Consider the following 18,634-nt stretch of genomic DNA (forward strand, 5'->3'; position numbering starts at 1 on the left):
CCCGACGCACACAACGAGGAGAGAACCATGATGTTGAACAAGACCGTGATCGGTGCCGCCATTGCCGCCGCGTTCATGAGCGCGGCGCCCGCCCACGCGCAATCGGCGAAGGACTTCGAGGAGATGCGTGCCGAGATCAAGCGCCTGCGCGCCGAAGTCGACGCGCTGAAAAAAGACGCGCCTGCGGCCGCCGCGCCGGCGGCTGCCAGCACCGGCTGGGGCGACCGCATCGAGGCGCTCGAAGTCAAGAGCGGCGACGCGGTGGTGAAGGGCGACATCGGCGGCAGCTTCCGCCTGCCCGGCTCGGAAACCTCGCTGCGCTTCTACGGCTACGCCGAAGCGCATGCCATCCACGACCTGAAGGCGCCGGGCCCGTCCGACACCTTCACCGACCTGATGTTCCAGCCGCTCGACAACTCCGGCGCGCAGAAGGGCAAGACCAAGTTCACGGCGCAGACCTCGCGTTTCGGCTTCGAGTCGTCCACGCCCACCGAGCTGGGCGCCTTCAACACCAAGGTCGAGATGGACTTCTACTCGTACGGCAGTGGCAACCGCAACCGGCTGCGTCTGCGCCATGCGTATGGCGAATACGCCGGCTTCCTGGTCGGCCAGACCTGGTCGACGTTCATGGACCTCGACGACCTGCCCGAGACCGTCGACTTCAACGGCCCGATCGGTGCGCCGTTCTCGCGCCGCACGATGATCCGCTACACCTACGGCGACGCGAAGGCCGGCTACAAGCTGACCGCCGCGCTCGAAGACCCGGAAGACCAGTTCGGTGGCGGCAGCGCCAACGAGAAGATGCCGCAGATCGTGCTGCGCGGCGACAAGAGCTTCGACTGGGGCGCCGTCAACGTGCGCGTGCTGGCCCACGAGAAGCGCTCGTTCGCCGACACCAAGCGTGGTTTCGGTTTCGGTGTGGGCGGCAGCTACAAGATCACCGACAAGGACCTGCTGATGGGCCAGTACACACGCGTCGACGGCGACGTCGACCAGCTCTACGGCAGCAACGGCTATGCGATCGACGCCACCACCGGCGCGATCACCTTCGACAAGAACCAGGGCCTGGTGGTGGGCTACGCCAAGACCTTCAGCGACCAGTTGCGCGGCGTGGTCTCGTACGGCATGAACCGCGGCAAGACCGCGCAGGCGGCCGACAACCGCACGCTGCAGCAGCTCTTCATCAGCATGATCTATTCGCCGATCAAGAACGTGGAACTCGGCGCCGAGTACATCCACGGCAAGCGCAAGACCTTCACGCCCGAGACGGGCACCATGTCGCGCTTCGACCTGATGGGGCGCTACAGCTTCTGAGCGACCCTCAAGGCCGCGGTGCCATCCCTGCCGGCAGCTTCGTCCACGGCAGGTCACCCGGGTCGGCGGCCATCGGCCCGGGCGACTTGGCGACGAGGATGGTTGACGCGATCGGCGCGAACGCGGCGCGAAAGTGGACCGAGCTCTTGTTGACGAGCAGCTTCATCTGCCCGGGCTCGACACCGAGAAAGCGGTACAGGTCGAGGTCGAGCATCTGCGCCTTGGCGCTCGACAGCAGTACGCGGATGCCTTCGACCTCGACGCACGCGCAGGCCCCGAGCCGCGCCGTGGCGCCGGCGGTCATGGGGCCGAACAGCGGCACCACACCGTCGCTGACGGCCAGCACTTTCGCCTGTGCCGCGACCGCGGGTTCGGTGAGCGCTCCGCTCCAGGTGGGTACGGCCGCGCCCAGGTGGAGAGGCAAGGTGGCGCCGACACCCGCCGCGTTGGCAGCCCGTGCCGAGGCCGGGTCGAACAGCAGGCCGAGCGCCACCCGGCCGCCGAGGCGCTCGCCAGCGCGCGCCGCGATCAGCGCGTGCAACAGCCCGGTGGTGTTGGAGTCACCGCCCGCGCCCGGGTTGTCTTGTGTGTCGGCGATGACGACCGGTGCCGTGGCGCTCGCGGCGAGTTCGATCGCACGCTCGATGGCCGCCGCCGGCGACAGCAGGTCGAGCGACCATTCCGCACGGCGCGACACGACCTCGGCGTGCAGCCGCTGCACGGCTTCACGCACCTGCGCAGCGCTGCTGCCATAGCCGAAAAGGACCGGCCCGCATTCAATGAAGTCGGCGGCCGAAAAGCCCATCGAGAAGTTGAGCTCCACATCGTGTTCGGCTTCGAGCCGTTCGATGAGTGCGATGACCGACGCGGCCGGCTGCATCAGCGTGCACTGCGCGTTCAGCGGCAGCAGGAACGGTACACGCTCCGCATGCCGGTGGCGCGCCGCAGCGCCGGCGCGGCGCGCGAGCATCTGCGCCGCGCGCGCGCCGGTCTCGCGCATGTCGACGTGCGGGTAGGTGCGGAACGCCGTCATCGCGTCGCTGATTGCCAGCATGCGTTCGGTCACGTTGGCGTGCAGGTCGAGGCTGGCGACGATGGGCATCTGCGGGCCGACCACGGCGCGGATGCGTTCGAGCAGCGCGCCTTCGGCGTCGTCGGCACCTTCGGCCACGGCGGCGCCGTGCAGGTCGAGGTAGATGGCGTCGAAACCGCCGGCCTGCAGGTCGGCCACGATCTCGTCCGCGATGCGTGCGAAGGCCTGGGCCGTGACGCGGTTCGACGGAATTGCGCCGGCCCACACCGAAGGCTGCAGCGTCCAGCCGCGTTCGGTGGCGGCCTGCGCAAACCCGCCGAGCGAGGTGCTGGTGCCGCGCATCTTCTGCAGCATGGCGGCGCCGCGTGAATACGCCGGGTAACCGGCACCGCATTCGAAAGCGGCCCAGTCGGCGACAGAGGGCGCGAAGGTGTTGGTCTCGTGGTGGAAACCGGCGACGAAGACATTCATGTGAGCAGATCCAGTTCGGCTTCGGTGAAACCCGCCGCGCGGCGGGCTTCGAGGTTGAAGGGCGGGTGCAGGCGCGGCGCGTGGTGCCGCTGCGCCAGCTCCGTGTAGTGCAGAACCGGGTCGTGCCCGTCGCGTTCGCACAGCCAGCGGTACCAGTGGTTGCCGATCGCCACGTGGCCGACTTCGTCGCGCAGGATCACGCCCAGGATCTGCGCCGCGCGCTCGTCGCCGGCCTGGCGCAAGCGCGCCTGCATCGGTGGCGTGGCGTCGAGCCCGCGCGCTTCGAGCGTGCGTGGCACCAACGCCATGCGGGCGGTGATGTCGTGCGCGGTGCGTTGCGTCATGGCCCACAGGCCGTCGTGCGCGTCGAAGCTGCCGTAGTCGAAGCCCAGTGCCACGAGGTGCTCGCGGAGCAGCGTGAAGTGCAGCGCTTCTTCGCTCGCCACGCCGAGCCAGTCGACGTAGTACTTCACCGGCATGCCGGCGAAGCGCCAGACGGCGTCGAGCGCCAGGTTGATGGCGTTGAACTCGATGTGCGTGACGGCATGCAGCAAGGCTGCGCGCCCTTCGGGGGTGGCCGGCGATCGGCGCGGCACGGCGTTCGGCGACACGAGCGTGGGCAACGCGGGGCGGCCGGGCAGGGCGGCGGGTGCATCAGGCTGTGCCGACGTGTCGATCGCGGCGGCGTCGAGGCTCGCGAACAGCACCCGCGTCTGCGCCGCCTTGGCGAGCGGGTCGCTCAGGCACAGGATCTCGAGCGCGCGCTGGCGGGCCGTCATCGCTTCAGGGCTTCGCCATGCGTGGGACTGCGGGCAACGCCATGGCGGTCGCCGAAGGGTCTTTGCCGTTCATGGTGCTGCTCAGCGCAGCGGCGCCAGCGACCCGCTCTTGGTGAGATCGGCCAGCACCGTGTCGGCGAAAGTGCCGGTGTAGAAACTGTCGAGGCTTTCCTGCGTGCGCGGGTAACGGTAGCCGCGCTGGAACTCGCTGTTCGCGCGCACGGTCAGGGCCTGGGTTGCGGGACGGTTTTCATCCTTCGGGTCGAGCCGGAACAGCGTGATGTCGAAGCGAAAGTATTTGCCCGAGCCGTCTTCGTCGATCTTGTGCGACACCTGCAGCAAGCGGTTGCAGCGGTTCGTAGCCGTGTTGGCGATCACCAGGTCTTCGGCCTTCTGCGTTCGCTCGGTCGGCACCACGAACTTGATCACCTTGTAGCGGTTCTGTACCAGGCGGTCGTGCAACTCCGTGGTGATGGCCGCGTTCACCTTGTCCCACATGGCCGTGACCTGCTGGTCGGCGAACTGGCTGCCGATGCCGCCGCCCGCGACGATGGCGCAGCCGGTCGGCGACGTGAAGTAGGCGGGTGTGGCGGCCGGTGGCGTGAGCGGTGCGGGCGTTGAGCAGGCCGCCAGCAAGGCGGCGAATGTCAGGGCAAGGGCTGCTGGCTTGAAACGCAAGATCGGGTCCTTCTGTGGGCTCAACCTAGAATTATGGGCTTCGACTCACCGGCAACCCGCATGGCTCTCTACCAGCTCGACGACATCTCGCCCCGCCTCTCCGACAGCGCGTGGGTGGCCGACAGTGCCCAGGTGATCGGCAACGTTTCGATGGCCGAAGGTTCGAGTGTCTGGTTCGGTTGTGTATTGCGCGGTGACGGCGAGTTGCTCAGCATCGGCCGCAACTGCAACGTGCAGGACGGCAGCATCGTGCACGCCGACCCGGGTTTTCCGGTCACGCTCGGCGACAACGTCTCGATCGGTCACCAGGTGATGCTGCACGGCTGCACGGTCGGAGAAGGCTCGCTGATCGGCATCCAGTCGGTGGTGCTCAACGGCGCGAAGATCGGCAAGAACTGCCTCGTGGGCGCCGGCTCGCTGGTCACCGAAGGCAAGGAGTTTCCCGACGGTTCGATGATCCTCGGCTCGCCCGCCAAGGTGGTGCGCCAGCTTTCGCCCGAGCAAATCGCCGGGCTGGGGCGCGTGGCGAAACACTACGTCGACAACGCCGCGCGGTTCAAGGCCGGCCTGAAGAAGATCGGCTGAGCGCCTGTGAGCGAACTCCACAAGTTCATCTTCGACGGCCTGCCGGTGCGCGGCATGCTGGTGCGCCTGACCGATGGCTGGAAAGACGTGCTCGCGCGGCGCACAGCAGCGAACGACGAATTCCCTCCGCCGGTGCGCGCGTTGATCGGCGAGATGGCGGCGGCCGGTCTGCTGATGCAGGCGAACATTAAGTTCAACGGCGCGCTGATCCTGCAGGTGTTCGGCGACGGGCCGGTCAAGCTCGCGGTGGCCGAAGTGCAGCCCGACCTGGCCTTCCGCGTGACCGCCAAGGTGGTGGGCGAGGTGCCCGAGGGCGCACGCCTCGAGGCGATGGTGAACGTGCGCGGCCAGGGCCGCTGTGCGATCACGCTGGCGCCGGCCGACACCCGCAACGGCCAGCAGCCCTACCAGGGCGTGGTGGCCCTGCACGGTGACCGGCGCGAGCCGCTGCAGGCACTGAGCGAGGTGCTCGAGCACTACATGCTGCAGTCGGAGCAACTCGACACGAAGCTGATCCTCGCGGCCGATGACGAGGTGGCCGCGGGCCTGTTGATCCAGCGCCTGCCAGTCGAAGGCGCCGGCAACCTCGCCGGCTCTGCGCGCAACGAAGATGAGATCGGCGTGAACGAGGCCTACAACCGCATCGCGATGCTGGCCGCCACGCTGACCAAAGAAGAATTGCTCACGCTCGACGCCGACACCGTGCTGCGGCGACTGTTCTGGGAAGAACCGCTGCGCCGCTTCGAGTGGCTCAAGGGCGATGCAGCACCACGCTTCGTGTGTTCGTGTTCGCGCCAGCGTGTCGGCGGCATGCTCAAGGGCCTGGGCCGCGAAGAGATCGACAGCATCGTGCTCGAGCAGGGCCGGGTCGAGATCGGCTGTGACTTCTGCGGCATCAAGTACCACTTCGACCCGGTCGACGTGGGCGAGCTCTTCACGCCGCGCCAAGACCAGCCGCCGGGCTCGACGGCCATCAACTGAACCCGGGTGGCTGCGCTACTTCAGCCTGAAGCCGCAGACGCCGCAGAACAGGTCGTCGGCGCCGACCGGGGCGGTGCACTTGGGGCACAGCGTGGTGGCGGCGGGGGCCACGACCCGCGGCGCGCTGTAGGCCGGCGGCGCCGCGGGGGTGGCGGCTGACGCTGCGGCCGCGCCGGCCTGTGCAGCGGCGGCCGACTGGCGGGCCTGCTCGCGTGCCCGCTCGGCCGCGTCGCGGGCCTTCTGGCTGAGTTCGGCAGCACGCCGTTTCGCGTCGTCGAAGCCGGCTTGCATCGCGGCTTCGGTGGCACCCACGTCGAGGCCTTCGGTGACACGCAGGTAGACAAGGTTCAGGCCGAGCAGGTAGACCTGCGCGACCAGCGACACCGCGAGCGCCCACAGCAGGCCGCCGCCGATGCCGGCCGCGGCCAGATGGCCCACACCGCGGGGGCCACGCCCGCCGCCACCGCCGTAACCGCCGGCGTCCATGCCGAGCACCATGGCGAACAACGAACTCAAGCCGTCGCCGCCGAGGATGCCGGCCATCAGGCCCGCGGAAGGGATCAGCCCGGTGACCAACACCCCGAACACGATGAAGCCGACCATCATCGACAGGAAGCCGACGACCGTCAGCAACAGCATCGACTCGACCAGCCGGCTGCGCACGATCGACAAGGCCTTGGCGATGGCGTGCGTGATCGACGAGCCTTCCCAGATCGCGGGCAGCGCGAGGAACAGGCACTGGAACAGGCCGCACAGCGTGAGCCCGAGCACCACGACCGACAGCGGAAAGACCACCACGAACAGCATCGGCCCGAGAAAAGGAATCTTGCAGACCAGGTACACCAGCGCAACCGCCAGGAACACCGCGAACGTGACCAGCAGCAAGGCCAGGCCGAGCGCGATGAACTTCGGGATGCACAGCAGGCCGCCCATCACCGCGTCGGGCAGGCTGCGCGCGGGCACGCCCTTGGCCTGGTCCATCAGCAACAGGCCGGCCGCGTTCACGCCGGTGGCGCTGGCCACGAACATCAGCAGGCCGCCCAGGAAAGCGAAGAAAAACCCCATCCGCGCAGCCATGAACGACAACAGGCCGGCGACCAGAATGCCGGCGAACAGGCAGCCCAGCATCGCCAGCAACGCACGTCGGTTTCGCAGGCCGCTGATGGCCTGGAACATGCTCGAAAAAGCATCGGTCGACAGGCCGCCGATGGGGCCGGCGCTGTCGGTGGAATGTGCGCTCATGGATCCTCCCTCGTGTCGAATGGTTCGAGCGGGCCCGGTCTGTGCGCCGGGCCTCGTTCCATCGCCCTAGTTCTGCGACTGGCGGCGCCGCTCCTCGGCGGCGTTGATCTGCTTGCAGGCCGGTTCGTTGGCGTGTTCGGCCCGGCCGCACTCGCGCGATTCGCACACCGAGCGGGTGATGACGTTGCCGCCAGCGCAGATCTCGCGTGCCGTGCGCGGCTGTGCCGGCGCAGGTGCAGGGGCGGGCGCCGGCTGTGCGGCCGGCGCGGGCACAGGGGCGGGGGCGGCGCGTGGCGCCTGCGCTGCGGCCGCAGAAGCCGCACGGGCGCGGGCTTCTTCGGCACGCTGCCGCTGGGCCAGCGCGTTCGCTTCACGCTGCTCGCGCTGCGCTTTGGCACGTGCTTCGCGTGCGGCGTCGCGCGCCGCTTTTTCGTCGGCAAGCCGCTGCGCCTCGGCCGCGTCGACCGGTGGTGGCACGGCGGCGGCTGGCGGCGCGCTGGCCGGCGGCGGCGCCTCGACCGGCGCCGTGACGACCGGCGGTGCAGCCACCACCGGCGGCTCGGGCACCGGTGGCGCCACCACGGGCGCTGCTGACGGTGGCGGCGCGGGCGCCACCTGCGCCGGCGGCGGCGGAGGCGGCGGAGGTGGGCTGCCGCGTGAACTCATCCACCACGCGCCACCGGCCAGCACGGTCGCCGTGACGGCCGCGGCCGCAATGAGCACCATGCTTCGTTTGGGCGCCGCAGCTGCAGCGGGCGCCACCTCGGCCAGCGGGCCGGGCAGCGTGGTGTCGCTCGTGTCTTGAGCGCGAGGTGGTGGCGCCGGTGGTGGTGGTGGCGGCGGTGGCACGACACCGGGTGTCGCGGCCATCGGCGGCGCCGCGGCGGGTGCAGGCGGCTTCTGCCGCGGCCGGATGATGGTCTGTTCCGACAGGTCGTTGCCACACTTGGCGCAGAACGTGGCGCTGATGCGGTTGCCGTGGCCGCAGACCGAGCAGTCGATCCCGGGGCTCGGCTCGGGCGCAGGGGCCGAAAAAGGGGTGCCACAAGCGCGGCAGAACACGGCCGCGTCATCGTTCTGGGTTCCGCACTTCGAGCAGCCCTTGGACATCGGCTCGTTCTCCTCTGGGTGATGCGCTGGCGCTGGTGCGGCAGACACAAAAAATCACGATAACCGCGATTGCCGAAGACCGCAAACGCAGCGCGGTACAGTGGCGCCTGCAACACGCTGTGCAGCGGACTCAAAACATAACAGGCACAGGGAGCGTCATTGCGCGGTACCGGGGTATTTCATGAAAGTCAGAGACGTCGTCATCTTCACGGGCAAACGATTCGAGGTGCCGCAGTGCATCCAGCGCATCGATCACAAGGCCACGCACGGCTGGCAACTCCGCTACGGCGGCACCAAGCTCTTTTCCGACCACACCAGCGATGGAAAGGGCGCCGGGCCGGCGCTGGTCGAGGCCACGAAGGAACTGCTGGCGCGCATCGCCAAGCTGCCGGCACCTTCGAAACTGCAGCGCGGGCCGAACGAGAACAAGACCAGCGACCTGCCGGTGGGCATCTCAGGTCCGATCGTGCGTTTGCGCGCCGGCGCCAAGGTGCATGACTGCAGCCTCTCGGTCTCGTTGCCGCGCTTCGGGCAAACGCCCAAGCGCAGCAGTGTCTACATCGGCACCGAGAACACCTACACGGTCGAGAAGTACCAGGCCGCGCTTGCCAAGGCGATCCTGATGCGCGAGAAGGCCGAAGCCGCCTACCAGCGCGCAGCCACCAAGGCCAAGCGCGCCGAGGGCGAATGGCTGCTCGCGCGGCGCAACAAACGATCGGCCGCGAAGAAGTAGGGCTGCGGCCCGAAGGCTCAGGCTTTGGGCAGCAGCGCGTGGCGTTCGCAGGCGGTGTCGCCGCAGCGCTCGCAGTGCCACTGCCAGCGCGTGCGTGACCCGTCTTCTGCGGGTGGTGCCAGCGCACGCCGCACACAGGCCAGGGCCGATTCGAGCCGTGCGCTGCCGCTGCCCGAAACGACCGAATAGGCCATGTTCGCGCGCATCAGCGCGCTGCGCACGGCCGCGTCCACCGGTTCGCGCACGTGCGGGCCGTCGCGTTGCAGGCCGTCGGCTTGCCAGGGCAGGTCGAGGGCGGTCAGCAGGGTGAGGTCACAACGCGCGTGATCGGCGAGGGCGCTCGCGTACAGGCCGGTGTCACCGAACACGTGCTCGCTGTACACGGCGATCATCAGCGCGCTGGTGTCGGCGACGACGATGTCGTGGCCTTGCGCCGCGGCTTCGATGCGGCGCGTCTGCTCGGCCGCGATGCGGGCCTGCTCGTCGGTGCGCGGCGTGCGGGCGTGCTGGTCGCAGAACTCGCGCAGGTATTCGGGCACCACGGCCACGCGCCGTTCCGGCGTGGCCAGGGCGCTGGCGAGCGCGCCGGCGAGCATGGTCTTGCCGGTGCTTTCGGCACCGAGCAGGGCGATCACGAAGGCGCGGCTCATCGCCTCAGGCGCCTCGCTGCAGGCGCCGCCAGGCGCGCCAGCCGAACACCGACATCACGACGAAGACGGCGTACAGGACCACCGTGAGCCACAGCCCCTTGTAGGCGAACAGCGCGACGCTGACGATGTTGACGACGACCCAGGCCAGCCAGTTCTCGACGTACTTGCGGCCGAGCAGCCACTGGCCGATCACGCTGGCGGCGGTGGGGAAGGCGTCCCACCAGGGCACGTCGGTGTCGGTGAAGGTTTTCAGGAACAGGCCGGTCGCGGGCCAGGCCAGAGCCAGTGCGGCCAGCAGCTTCCAGCGTGCCGCGGCACCGAGCTGGCGCACCTGCAACGCAACGCCGTCGCCGGTGGTGCCGCGCAGCCATTGCCACCAGCCCCAGAACGCGATCACCACGAAGAAGATCTGCAGGCTCGCGTCGCCGTACAACCTGCTGTTCCAGAACAGCAGAAAGTAGAGCAGCGAACTCACGATCGCCAGCGGCCAGCCGAGCGGGTTGACGCGCATGTTGAACACGACCATCACGATCGCCAGCACGAAGGCCACAAGCTCGAGCCAGGTGAAGGTCGCTGCCCACAGCGTGAAGGCAGGATCGAACAGAGGCTGCAGCCAGTGCAGCAAGGCGGTCACGACAGGGCCTGCGCGGAACGGCTAACGCTTCGGCGTGGAGACCTGCACGTAGATCTCGTCGGGCCGGATCATGCCGAGCTCGAAGCGCGCCTTCTCTTCGACCATCTCGAGGCCTTCTTTCAGGTCGCGCACTTCGGCGTCCATCTGCGTGTTGCGCGCGCGAGCTGCGTCGTTCGCGGCCTTCTGCAACTGCAGCTTCGTGTTCAGGTCGAGCGTGCGCGGCACACCACCCTTGCCGAACCAGAGTTCGGCGTGCACCAGCAGCAGCAAGGCGGCGAGTGCGAGGGTGATGTAGCGCATGGGCGGCTCGGCCTCTGCTCGGGTCAGCGCAGGTTGTAGAACGCGCCGCGGCCGGGGTAGCTGGCCACGTCACCGAGGTCTTCTTCGATGCGCAGCAGCTGGTTGTACTTGGCGATGCGGTCGCTGCGGCTCATCGAGCCGGTCTTGATCTGGCCGGCGTTGGTGCCGACGGCGATGTCGGCGATGGTCGAGTCTTCGGTCTCGCCCGAGCGGTGGCTGATCACGGCCGTCCAGCCGGCGCGCTTGGCCATCTCGATGGCGGCGAAGGTCTCGGTCAGCGTGCCGATCTGGTTGATCTTGATCAGGATCGAATTGGCGACGCGTTTGTCGATGCCCTCTTTCAGGATCTTGGTGTTCGTGACGAACAGGTCGTCGCCCACCAGCTGCACTTTCGAGCCGAGGCGTTCGTTCAGGTGCTTCCAGCCGTCCCAGTCGCCTTCGTGCATGCCGTCTTCGATGCTGATGATCGGGTACTTGTCGACCCAGGTGGCGAGGATGTCGGTCCACTCGGGCGCGGTGAGGGTGAGGCCTTCGCCCTCGAGGTGGTACTTGCCGTCCTTGTAGAACTCGCTGGCGGCGCAGTCGAGGCCGATCGCGATCTGCGAGCCTGCCGTGTAGCCGGCCTTGTCGATCGCTTCGAGGATCATCTGAATCGCCGCTTCGTGGCTCGCCACGCTGGGGGCGAAACCGCCTTCGTCGCCCACCGCCGTGCTGATGCCCTTGTCGTGCAGGATTTTCTTCAGCGCGTGGAACACCTCGGCGCCGTAACGCACGGCTTCGCGGAAGCTCGGTGCGCCGACCGGAATGATCATCAGCTCTTGCAGGTCGAGGTTGTTGTTGGCGTGCGCGCCGCCGTTGATGACGTTCATCATCGGCACCGGCATCTGCATCGCGCCCGAGCCACCGAAGTAGCGGTAGAGCGGCAGGCCCGATTCTTCGGCCGCTGCGCGTGCCACCGCCATGCTCACGGCGAGGGTCGCGTTCGCGCCGAGGCGGCTCTTGTTCTCGGTGCCGTCGAGGTCGACCAGCGTGCGGTCGAGAAAGGCCTGCTCGCTCGCGTCGAGGCCGAGCACCGCTTCGCTGATCTCGGTGTTGACGTGTTCCACGGCCTTGAGCACGCCCTTGCCGAGGTAGCGGGCCTTGTCGCCGTCGCGCAGCTCGATCGCCTCGCGCGAGCCGGTGGACGCGCCCGAAGGAACGGCAGCGCGACCCATGGTGCCCGATTCCAGCAGCACGTCGCACTCGACGGTGGGGTTGCCGCGGCTGTCGAGAATTTCGCGGCCGACGATGTCAACAATGGCGCTCATGCAGGTTCTCTCCGGGAGTTCAGGTTTTGTTCTTCAGCAGGAAAAGTCGTTCTCGAGCAGCGGCTGCGTCTTGATCACGCGGTCGAGTGCGACGAGTTGTTCGAGCAGCGCTTTCATGTGCTTGAGCGGCACCGCGTTCGGGCCGTCGCTCATGGCGTTGGCCGGATCGGGGTGGGTTTCCATGAACACGCCCGCCACGCCGACGGCGATGGCGGCGCGCGCCAGCACCGGCACGAACTCGCGCTGGCCGCCGCTGCTCGTGCCCTGGCCACCGGGCAACTGCACCGAGTGGGTGGCGTCGAACACGACCGGCGCGCCGGTCTCGCGCATGATCGCGAGGCTGCGCATGTCGGAGACGAGGTTGTTGTAGCCGAAGCTGGCGCCACGTTCGCAGGCCATGAAGTTGTCTTCGGGCAGGCCCTTCTCGCGCGCGGCGGCACGGGCCTTGTCGATCACGTTTTTCATGTCGTGCGGCGCGAGGAACTGGCCCTTCTTGATGTTCACCGGCTTGCCACACTGCGCCACGGCGCGGATGAAGTCCGTCTGGCGGCACAGGAAGGCGGGCGTCTGCAGCACGTCGACCATCGATGCCACCTGTTCGATCTGGTCTTCGCTGTGCACGTCGGTGATGACGGGCACCTTCAGCTCACGCCGCACCTTGGCCAGGATCTCCAGGCCCTTGTCCATGCCGGGGCCACGAAAGGTGCTGCCGCTGGAGCGATTGGCCTTGTCGTAACTCGACTTGAAGATGAAGTGGATGCCGAGCGCCGAAGTGATCTCCTTCAGCTTGCCCGCCACGTCCATCTGCAACTGTTCCGATTCGATCACGCACGGGCCGGCGATCAGGAAGAAGGGCTTGTCGATGCCGACGTCGAAACCGCAGAGCTTCATGCTGCGACCTTCTCGGCCGGCGCGGCGAGGCGGCGCGATTGATGATCGAGCGCCGCTTTCACGTAGCTGATGAACAGCGGGTGCCCGTCCCAGGGCGTGCTCTTGAATTCGGGGTGGAACTGCACGCCCACGAACCACGGGTGCTGCGCCTGCGGCAACTCGACGATCTCGGTCAGCTTCTCGCGCTGCGTGATCGCCGAGATCACGAGGCCGGCGGCGCGCAGCCGGTCGAGGTAATGTTCGTTGGCCTCATAGCGGTGGCGGTGGCGCTCGGTCACGACCTTGCCGTAGATCTGATGAGCCAGCGTGCCCGCCGTCACGTCGGAGCTCTGCGCGCCCAGGCGCATGGTGCCGCCGAGGTCGGAGTGGGCGTCGCGCTTCTGGATCGAGCCGTCGGCGTCTTGCCATTCGTCGATCAAGGCGATCACCGGGTGCGGCGTGGCGGGGTCGAACTCGGTGCTGTTGGCCCCCTCGAGCCCGGCGAGATGCCGCGCGACCTCGATGGTGGCGACCTGCATGCCCAGGCAGATGCCGAGGTAGGGGATCTTGTGTTCGCGCGCATAACGCGCCGCGAGGATCTTGCCTTCGACGCCGCGCTTGCCGAAGCCGCCCGGCACAAGGATCGCGTCGAACTGCGCGAGCTGGCCGACGTTCTCGGCGCTCAGCGTTTCGGAGTCGACATAGTCGATCACCACGCGCGCGTGGTTGTGGATGCCGGCATGGCGCAGCGCTTCGTTCAGCGACTTGTAGGAGTCCGACAGGTCGGTGTACTTGCCGCACATGGCGATCTTCACCTCGAACTTCGGGTGCGTGACCTCCTGCACCAGCTTGTCCCAGCGGCGCAGGTCGGCCGACTTGGTGAGCAGCTGCAGCTTCATGCAGATGAGCTCGTCGAGCCGCTGCTCGTGCAGCATGCGCGGCACCTTGTAGATGGTGTCGACGTCCCACATCGAGATGACGCCTTGCAGGCCGACGTTGGTGAACAGCGAGATCTTGTCGCGCTCGTCGTCGGGGATCTCGCGGTCGGCGCGGCACAGCAGCGCGTCGGGCTGGATGCCGATCTCGCGCATCTTCTGCACCGTGTGCTGGGTGGGCTTGGTCTTGAGTTCGCCCGCGGCGGCGATCCAGGGCACGTAGGTCAGGTGCACGAAGGCCGCGTTGTTCGGGCCGGCGCGCAAGGCCATCTGGCGCACCGCCTCGAGGAAGGGCAGCGACTCGATGTCGCCGACCGTGCCACCGATCTCGACAATGGCCACGTCGACATCGGCCGCGCCGCGCTTGACGAAGTCCTGGATCTCGTTGGTGACGTGCGGGATCACCTGGACCGTCTTGCCGAGGTAGTCGCCCCGGCGTTCTTTCTCGAGCACCGACTTGTAGATCTGGCCGGTGGTGAAATTGTTGCTGCGCTTCATGCGCGTGCTGATGAAACGCTCGTAGTGGCCGAGGTCGAGGTCGGTCTCGGCGCCGTCGTCGGTGACGAAGACCTCGCCGTGCTGGAACGGCGACATCGTGCCCGGGTCGACGTTCAGGTACGGGTCGAGCTTGATGAGGGTGACCTTGAGGCCGCGCGACTCGAGGATCGCGCCCAACGATGCAGAAGCGATGCCCTTGCCCAGCGAGGACACCACACCGCCGGTGACAAAGACAAACTTGGTCATTGTGTGCAGCACCTGCTTGACGCAAATGCTGGGGTGGTAAAGCGCGATTATAGGCGTGGGGTCTGCATCTCTCCGATCCAGCGCAGCACTTCTGCGGCCGTTTCGTGGGGGTGCTCGAACGGGTAGAGGTGGCTGCCCGCGATGCTCGACACCCGGCCGTGCGCCAGGCGGGTGGTGGCGGCCATGCCGACCCGTTTGACTTCTTCCGATTCGGTGCCGCGCACGAAGGCCAGCGGGCACTGCAGCGGGTGGGTGCGCAGCACACGCGCCAGGTGGTGCGGCAGGCTCGTGTAGATCGCGGTTTCGATCGCCCGGTCGAAGGCCAGGCCACGTCCCTTGCCCTGCGGCTCGGTGCCGCTCTTGATGTAGTCGGCCAGCACGCCCGGCGCCCAGCGCGCGAACGCCGGTTTGGAAGCAAAGTGCTCGAAGGCCTCGCTGCTGCTGGGCCAGTGCTCGCGCCGGCGCACCGACACCTTGGCGGGCGTGACGCGGTCGCCCAGGCCCGCCACTTTCACGACCTGCAAGGCGCGCGCCTTCCAGCCCGAGATGAGCGGTGAGTCGAGCAACACGAGGCCCAGCACCAGGTCGGGCCGGCGCGAGGCGGCCATCAGGCTCAGGTAGCCACCCAGCGAGTGCCCGACCAGGTACACCGGGCCCCCGGCTTCGTTGCGGATGAATTCGACCAGTTGCTCGCGCAAGTGCGGCCAGTTGCTCGTGACCGGAAAGCGCGGGTCGTGGCCGAACTTCTCGATCGCGTGCACCGCAAAGCCGGCGGCACGCCACTGTTCGAACAGGATGCGGTAGGTCCCCGAAGGGAACCCGTTGGCGTGCGAGAAGACGATGGTCGGCGAATCTGTTCCCGTGCCCATCAGACGATCTTCTCGCCCGGGTGGGTGATCTTCTTCATCGGCTCGTAGCGCTGCGATGTGACACACAGCGGCACGCTGGTGGCGCCGCCGGTCCACTGCGGATCTTCGATCGACTCGAACACCTGGCGCAGCTTCTGGCCCCAGCTGCCGCGAATCATCTGGAAGTACGGGTTGTGCTCGTCGACGCAGACGATCTGCTGCGTCTGCAGCTTGCCCGCCTCATACACCAGCAGGTCGAGTGGCAGGCCAACCGAAAGGTTCGACTTCAGTGTCGAGTCCATCGAGACCAGCGCGCACTTGGCGGCTTCGTCGAGCGGCGTGCCGGGTGTGATCATGCGGTCGAGCACCGGTTTGCCGTACTTCGATTCGCCGACCTGGAAGTAGCAGGTCTCGCGTGTCGCTTCGATGAAGTTGCCGGCCGAATAGACGAGAAAGAGGCGCATCGCCTCGTTGCCGATCTGGCCACCGAAGATCATGGTGGCGTTGAAGTCGATGCCCGACGCAGCGAGCGCCGCGCCGTCCTGGTCGTGCACGCGGCGCACGGCGGCGCCGAGCACGCGCACGGCGTCGAACATGCTCTTCGCGTTCCAGATCGTGATCGGCGGTTGGTCGCCGTTGTCGAGCTTTTCGACCTGCAATATCTCGCGCACCGACTGGCTGATCGACAGGTTGCCGGCCGAGAGCATCACCATGAAGCGGTCGCCCGGCTTTTCGTAGACGATCATCTTGCGGTAGGTGCTGATCTGGTCGAGCCCGGCGTTGGTGCGCGAGTCCGACATGAACACCAGGCCGGCGTCGAGCTTGATGCCTACGCAGTAGGTCATTGTGGTTTTCCTTGAAGGGCTTTGAGTTCGTAGAGCGCGGCGAGCGCTTCTTTGGGTGACAGCATATCGGGGTCGAGTCTGGCCACGGCCGCGTCGACTGGCGACGGTTCGGCCACGGGCGCCGCGGGCGGCGCGGCGAACAGGTCGATCTGCGCGTCGGCCGCGTGTTTCTGCGCTTCCAGCGCTTCGAGCGAGGCGCGCGCATGGCGCAGCAGGCTGGCGGGCATGCCGGCCAGGCGTGCGACCTGCACGCCGTAGCTGCGGCTCGCCGGGCCCGGCTGCAACTCGTGCAGGAACACGATGTCGTCGCCGCTTTCGACCGCCGACACGTGCAGGTTGGCCGCGCGCTCGTGCTTCACCGGCAACTCGGTCAACTCGAAGTAGTGCGTGGCGAAGAGCGTGAAAGCGCGTGTGCGCTCGACCAGGTGGCTGGCGATCGCACCGGCCAGGGCCAGCCCGTCGAAGGTGGACGTGCCGCGGCCGATCTCGTCCATCAGCACCAAGGACTGGTCGGTGGCGCTGTGCAGTATGGCCGCCGCTTCGGTCATCTCGAGCATGAAGGTCGACTGCGCGTTCGCCAGGTCGTCGGCCGCACCGATGCGGGTGTGGATCGCGTCCATCGGCCCGAGCCGGCAGGCGCGGGCGGGCACGTACGAACCCATCGCCGCCAGCAGCGTGATCAAAGCCACCTGGCGCATGAAGGTGCTCTTGCCGCCCATGTTCGGGCCGGTGATCACGAGCATCTTCTGCGCCGCGTCGAGCCGGCAGTCGTTGGCCATGAAGCTGCCGTGGCCGGTTTCGAGCAGACGCGCTTCGACGACCGGGTGGCGTCCGGCTTCGATCTGGATGCAGGGCTCGCGCACGAACTCGGGGCGGCACCAGTTCAGCGTGTTGGCTCGTTCGGCCAGCGCGGCCAGCGCGTCGAGGCTGGCCAGCGCGCGGGCCAGTGCCGAGAGCGGTTCGATGAACGCCTGCAACTGGTCGAGAAGCTGATCGAACAGCAGCTTCTCGCGTGCCAGCGCACGATCTTGGGCCGACAGCGCCTTGTCTTCGAAAGCCTTCAGCTCGGGTGTGATGAAACGTTCGGCGTTCTTCAGCGTCTGGCGGCGCTGGTAGTCGGCCGGCACCTTGCTCGCCTGGCCCTGCGTGACCTCGATGTAGAAGCCGTGCACCTTGTTGAACTGCACCCGCAGGTTGGGGATGGCGGTGCGCTCGCGCTCGCGGGCTTCGAGCGCGAGCAGGAAGGCGTCGCAGTTTTCGCTGATGCCGCGCAACTCGTCGAGCGTGGCGTCGAAGCCGGTGGCGATCACGCCGCCGTCGCGCAGAAGAACGGCCGGTTCGTCGGCGATGGCGGCGGCGAGCAAGCGGTGGATCTCGTTCGGTGGTGTGAGCGTGTCACCGAGCATGTCGAGCAAGGCGGCCTCGCCCACGGGCACGTGCTGGCGCAGCTGCGGAAGCGACTGCAGCGTGGCGCGCAGGCCGGTCAATTCGCGCGGCCGCACCTGGCGCAAGGCCAGGCGGGCGGTGATGCGCTCGACGTCGCTGATGCCCCGCAAGCTGTCGCGCAGCCCGTCGATGCCGGCTGTTTGCAGCGCGTCGATGGCATCGTGCCGCTGCGCGGCAACCCGGCGTTCGCGCCAAGGGTGCGTGAGCCAGTGGCGCAAGGCGCGGCTGCCCATGCCGGTGCGGCAGGTGTCGATCAGCGACAGCAACGTGGGCGCGTCTTCGCCACGAAGCGTCTGCGTGAGCTCGAGGTTGCGGTGCGTGGCCGGTGGCAGGTCGAGCAGGTCGCTCGCGCGTTGAACGAGCAGCGTGCGCACGTGGGCCAGCGCCTGGCCTTGGGTGTGCTCTGCATACGCGAGCAGCGCGGCCGCGGCGGCCTGCGCAGAGCGCAGATCCTGTGCGTTGAAACCGGCGAGGCTGGCGACCTTGAGTTGTTCGCAGAGCTTGCGCACGCCGAGCGTGGTGTCGAATTGCCAGACCGGCCGGTTCGTCAGCGTGACCGCGGCGCGCTGCAAGGCCGGCGGAACGTGATCACGATCCACCAGCACTTCGGCCGGCGCGAGGCGTGCCAGCCAGGCGTCGAGCTCGGCTTCGCCACATTCGGTCAGGCCCAGTTCGCCGCTCGTCAGCGCCAGCCAGGCCAGCCCGAACTGCTTGCCCTGTTTGGCGACCGCGAGCAGCAGCGCGTCGCTCTTGTCGGCCAGCAGTTCGGTGTCGGTCACGGTGCCTGGCGTGACCACGCGCACCACCTTGCGTTCGACCGGCCCCTTGGCCGTGGCCACGTCGCCGACCTGTTCGCACAGCGCGACCGCCTCGCCCAGCTTGATCAGCTTGGCCAGGTAGCTCTCGATCGAGTGCACCGGCACGCCGGCCATCACGACCGGCTCGCCAGCGCTCTGGCCGCGCCGTGTGAGCGTGATGTCGAGCAGGCGATTCGCCTTGCGCGCGTCGTCGAAGAACAGCTCGTAGAAGTCGCCCATGCGGTAGAGCACGAGCGTGTCGGGAAAGTCGGCCTTGATGCGCAGGTACTGCTGCATCATCGGAGTGTGAGCGGCGAGCTCGGTCATGCGCG

The 18,634-nt window shown here is 67.8% G+C and carries 18 protein-coding genes; 4 read left to right on the forward strand and 14 right to left on the reverse strand.

What is annotated here, in order from left to right:
- Window positions 1-27 precede the first annotated feature (27 nt).
- On the forward strand, window positions 28-1,314 hold the full coding sequence (locus AC30PD_RS09250; protein ID WP_489535363.1) for a DcaP family trimeric outer membrane transporter: 1,287 nt from the start codon (window positions 28-30) through the stop codon (window positions 1,312-1,314).
- 7 nt (window positions 1,315-1,321) lie between these two features.
- Here the strand turns inward: AC30PD_RS09250 and AC30PD_RS09255 are convergent, their stop codons facing one another.
- The 3 genes from AC30PD_RS09255 to AC30PD_RS09265 form a co-directional block, all read right to left on the reverse strand.
- Window positions 1,322-2,818, reverse strand: coding sequence for a M81 family metallopeptidase (locus tag AC30PD_RS09255; RefSeq protein WP_489535364.1), 1,497 nt, complete (start codon window positions 2,816-2,818; stop codon window positions 1,322-1,324).
- Window positions 2,815-3,597 carry a ferritin-like domain-containing protein gene (locus AC30PD_RS09260; RefSeq protein WP_489535365.1) on the reverse strand — a complete coding sequence of 261 codons (783 nt, stop codon included), beginning with the start codon at window positions 3,595-3,597 and terminating at the stop codon, window positions 2,815-2,817. The genes AC30PD_RS09255 and AC30PD_RS09260 overlap by 4 nt, the downstream gene beginning before the upstream one ends.
- Before the next feature lie 81 nt (window positions 3,598-3,678).
- Window positions 3,679-4,299 (reverse strand): hypothetical protein, encoded by a 621-nt coding sequence (locus AC30PD_RS09265; RefSeq protein ID WP_489535366.1) that lies wholly within the window; start codon window positions 4,297-4,299, stop codon window positions 3,679-3,681.
- A 36-nt stretch (window positions 4,300-4,335) separates the two neighbouring features.
- Between AC30PD_RS09265 and AC30PD_RS09270 the strand changes: the two genes are divergently transcribed.
- Both AC30PD_RS09270 and hslO read left to right on the forward strand, forming a co-directional pair.
- Window positions 4,336-4,860, forward strand: coding sequence for a gamma carbonic anhydrase family protein (locus AC30PD_RS09270; RefSeq protein ID WP_489535367.1), 525 nt, complete (start codon window positions 4,336-4,338; stop codon window positions 4,858-4,860).
- 6 nt (window positions 4,861-4,866) lie between these two features.
- Complete coding sequence (hslO, locus tag AC30PD_RS09275) at window positions 4,867-5,841, forward strand: Hsp33 family molecular chaperone HslO (protein ID WP_489535368.1); 975 nt, start codon at window positions 4,867-4,869, stop codon at window positions 5,839-5,841.
- Window positions 5,842-5,856: 15 nt separating this feature from the next.
- On the opposite strand, the gene AC30PD_RS09280 is transcribed toward hslO, so the two are convergent.
- Both AC30PD_RS09280 and AC30PD_RS09285 read right to left on the reverse strand, forming a co-directional pair.
- Window positions 5,857-7,083, reverse strand: coding sequence for a hypothetical protein (locus AC30PD_RS09280; RefSeq protein WP_489535369.1), 1,227 nt, complete (start codon window positions 7,081-7,083; stop codon window positions 5,857-5,859).
- 66 nt (window positions 7,084-7,149) lie between these two features.
- Window positions 7,150-8,193: a zinc ribbon domain-containing protein gene (locus tag AC30PD_RS09285; protein ID WP_489535370.1), complete on the reverse strand. Its 1,044-nt coding sequence runs from the start codon at window positions 8,191-8,193 to the stop codon at window positions 7,150-7,152.
- 181 nt (window positions 8,194-8,374) lie between these two features.
- On the opposite strand from AC30PD_RS09285, the gene AC30PD_RS09290 reads away from it, so the two are divergent.
- The gene (locus AC30PD_RS09290) at window positions 8,375-8,926 is read left to right on the forward strand and encodes a hypothetical protein (protein WP_489535371.1); all 552 of its coding nucleotides are present in this window, start codon (window positions 8,375-8,377) and stop codon (window positions 8,924-8,926) included.
- Window positions 8,927-8,943: 17 nt separating this feature from the next.
- Here AC30PD_RS09290 and AC30PD_RS09295 read toward each other — a convergent pair whose 3' ends face one another.
- Genes AC30PD_RS09295 through mutS form a run of 9 tightly spaced genes read right to left on the reverse strand, consistent with a single transcriptional unit; the run spans window position 8,944 to window position 18,629 of the window.
- A complete protein-coding gene (locus AC30PD_RS09295) occupies window positions 8,944-9,576 on the reverse strand; it encodes an AAA family ATPase (protein WP_489535372.1) in 633 nt (210 codons plus the stop codon).
- A 4-nt stretch (window positions 9,577-9,580) separates the two neighbouring features.
- A complete protein-coding gene (gene pnuC, locus AC30PD_RS09300) occupies window positions 9,581-10,210 on the reverse strand; it encodes a nicotinamide riboside transporter PnuC (RefSeq protein ID WP_489535373.1) in 630 nt (209 codons plus the stop codon).
- A 21-nt stretch (window positions 10,211-10,231) separates the two neighbouring features.
- Entirely contained in the window at window positions 10,232-10,510 is a 279-nt protein-coding gene (ftsB, locus tag AC30PD_RS09305; RefSeq protein ID WP_489535374.1) for a cell division protein FtsB, read from the reverse strand.
- 23 nt (window positions 10,511-10,533) lie between these two features.
- On the reverse strand, window positions 10,534-11,817 hold the full coding sequence (eno, locus tag AC30PD_RS09310; protein ID WP_489535375.1) for a phosphopyruvate hydratase: 1,284 nt from the start codon (window positions 11,815-11,817) through the stop codon (window positions 10,534-10,536).
- Window positions 11,818-11,850: 33 nt separating this feature from the next.
- Entirely contained in the window at window positions 11,851-12,708 is an 858-nt protein-coding gene (gene kdsA, locus AC30PD_RS09315; protein ID WP_489535376.1) for a 3-deoxy-8-phosphooctulonate synthase, read from the reverse strand.
- A complete protein-coding gene (gene pyrG, locus AC30PD_RS09320) occupies window positions 12,705-14,366 on the reverse strand; it encodes a CTP synthase (RefSeq protein ID WP_489535377.1) in 1,662 nt (553 codons plus the stop codon). The genes kdsA and pyrG overlap by 4 nt, the downstream gene beginning before the upstream one ends.
- Before the next feature lie 47 nt (window positions 14,367-14,413).
- Window positions 14,414-15,235, reverse strand: a complete 822-nt coding sequence (locus AC30PD_RS09325) for an alpha/beta fold hydrolase (protein WP_489535378.1) — start codon at window positions 15,233-15,235, stop codon at window positions 14,414-14,416.
- On the reverse strand, window positions 15,235-16,059 hold the full coding sequence (locus tag AC30PD_RS09330) for a proteasome-type protease (RefSeq protein WP_489535379.1): 825 nt from the start codon (window positions 16,057-16,059) through the stop codon (window positions 15,235-15,237). The genes AC30PD_RS09325 and AC30PD_RS09330 overlap by 1 nt, the downstream gene beginning before the upstream one ends.
- On the reverse strand, window positions 16,056-18,629 hold the full coding sequence (gene mutS, locus AC30PD_RS09335) for a DNA mismatch repair protein MutS (protein ID WP_489535380.1): 2,574 nt from the start codon (window positions 18,627-18,629) through the stop codon (window positions 16,056-16,058). The genes AC30PD_RS09330 and mutS overlap by 4 nt, the downstream gene beginning before the upstream one ends.
- Between the last annotated feature and the right edge of the window lie 5 nt (window positions 18,630-18,634).

The sequence above is a fragment of the Rhizobacter sp. genome (assembly GCF_032229685.1).
Taxonomy (GTDB): domain Bacteria; phylum Pseudomonadota; class Gammaproteobacteria; order Burkholderiales; family Burkholderiaceae_C; genus LMDS01.

Coding starts and splice junctions, on each gene's coding strand:
- AC30PD_RS09250 (WP_489535363.1), top strand. CDS start 28: ATGATGTTGAACAAGACCGTGATCGGTGCCGCCATTGCCGCCGCGTTC.
- AC30PD_RS09255 (WP_489535364.1), bottom strand. CDS start 2,818: ATGAATGTCTTCGTCGCCGGTTTCCACCACGAGACCAACACCTTCGCG.
- AC30PD_RS09260 (WP_489535365.1), bottom strand. CDS start 3,597: ATGACGGCCCGCCAGCGCGCGCTCGAGATCCTGTGCCTGAGCGACCCG.
- AC30PD_RS09270 (WP_489535367.1), top strand. CDS start 4,336: ATGGCTCTCTACCAGCTCGACGACATCTCGCCCCGCCTCTCCGACAGC.
- AC30PD_RS09280 (WP_489535369.1), bottom strand. CDS start 7,083: ATGAGCGCACATTCCACCGACAGCGCCGGCCCCATCGGCGGCCTGTCG.
- AC30PD_RS09285 (WP_489535370.1), bottom strand. CDS start 8,193: ATGTCCAAGGGCTGCTCGAAGTGCGGAACCCAGAACGATGACGCGGCC.
- AC30PD_RS09290 (WP_489535371.1), top strand. CDS start 8,375: ATGAAAGTCAGAGACGTCGTCATCTTCACGGGCAAACGATTCGAGGTG.
- AC30PD_RS09295 (WP_489535372.1), bottom strand. CDS start 9,576: ATGAGCCGCGCCTTCGTGATCGCCCTGCTCGGTGCCGAAAGCACCGGC.
- ftsB (WP_489535374.1), bottom strand. CDS start 10,510: ATGCGCTACATCACCCTCGCACTCGCCGCCTTGCTGCTGCTGGTGCAC.
- eno (WP_489535375.1), bottom strand. CDS start 11,817: ATGAGCGCCATTGTTGACATCGTCGGCCGCGAAATTCTCGACAGCCGC.
- kdsA (WP_489535376.1), bottom strand. CDS start 12,708: ATGAAGCTCTGCGGTTTCGACGTCGGCATCGACAAGCCCTTCTTCCTG.
- pyrG (WP_489535377.1), bottom strand. CDS start 14,366: ATGACCAAGTTTGTCTTTGTCACCGGCGGTGTGGTGTCCTCGCTGGGC.
- AC30PD_RS09325 (WP_489535378.1), bottom strand. CDS start 15,235: ATGGGCACGGGAACAGATTCGCCGACCATCGTCTTCTCGCACGCCAAC.
- AC30PD_RS09330 (WP_489535379.1), bottom strand. CDS start 16,059: ATGACCTACTGCGTAGGCATCAAGCTCGACGCCGGCCTGGTGTTCATG.
- mutS (WP_489535380.1), bottom strand. CDS start 18,629: ATGACCGAGCTCGCCGCTCACACTCCGATGATGCAGCAGTACCTGCGC.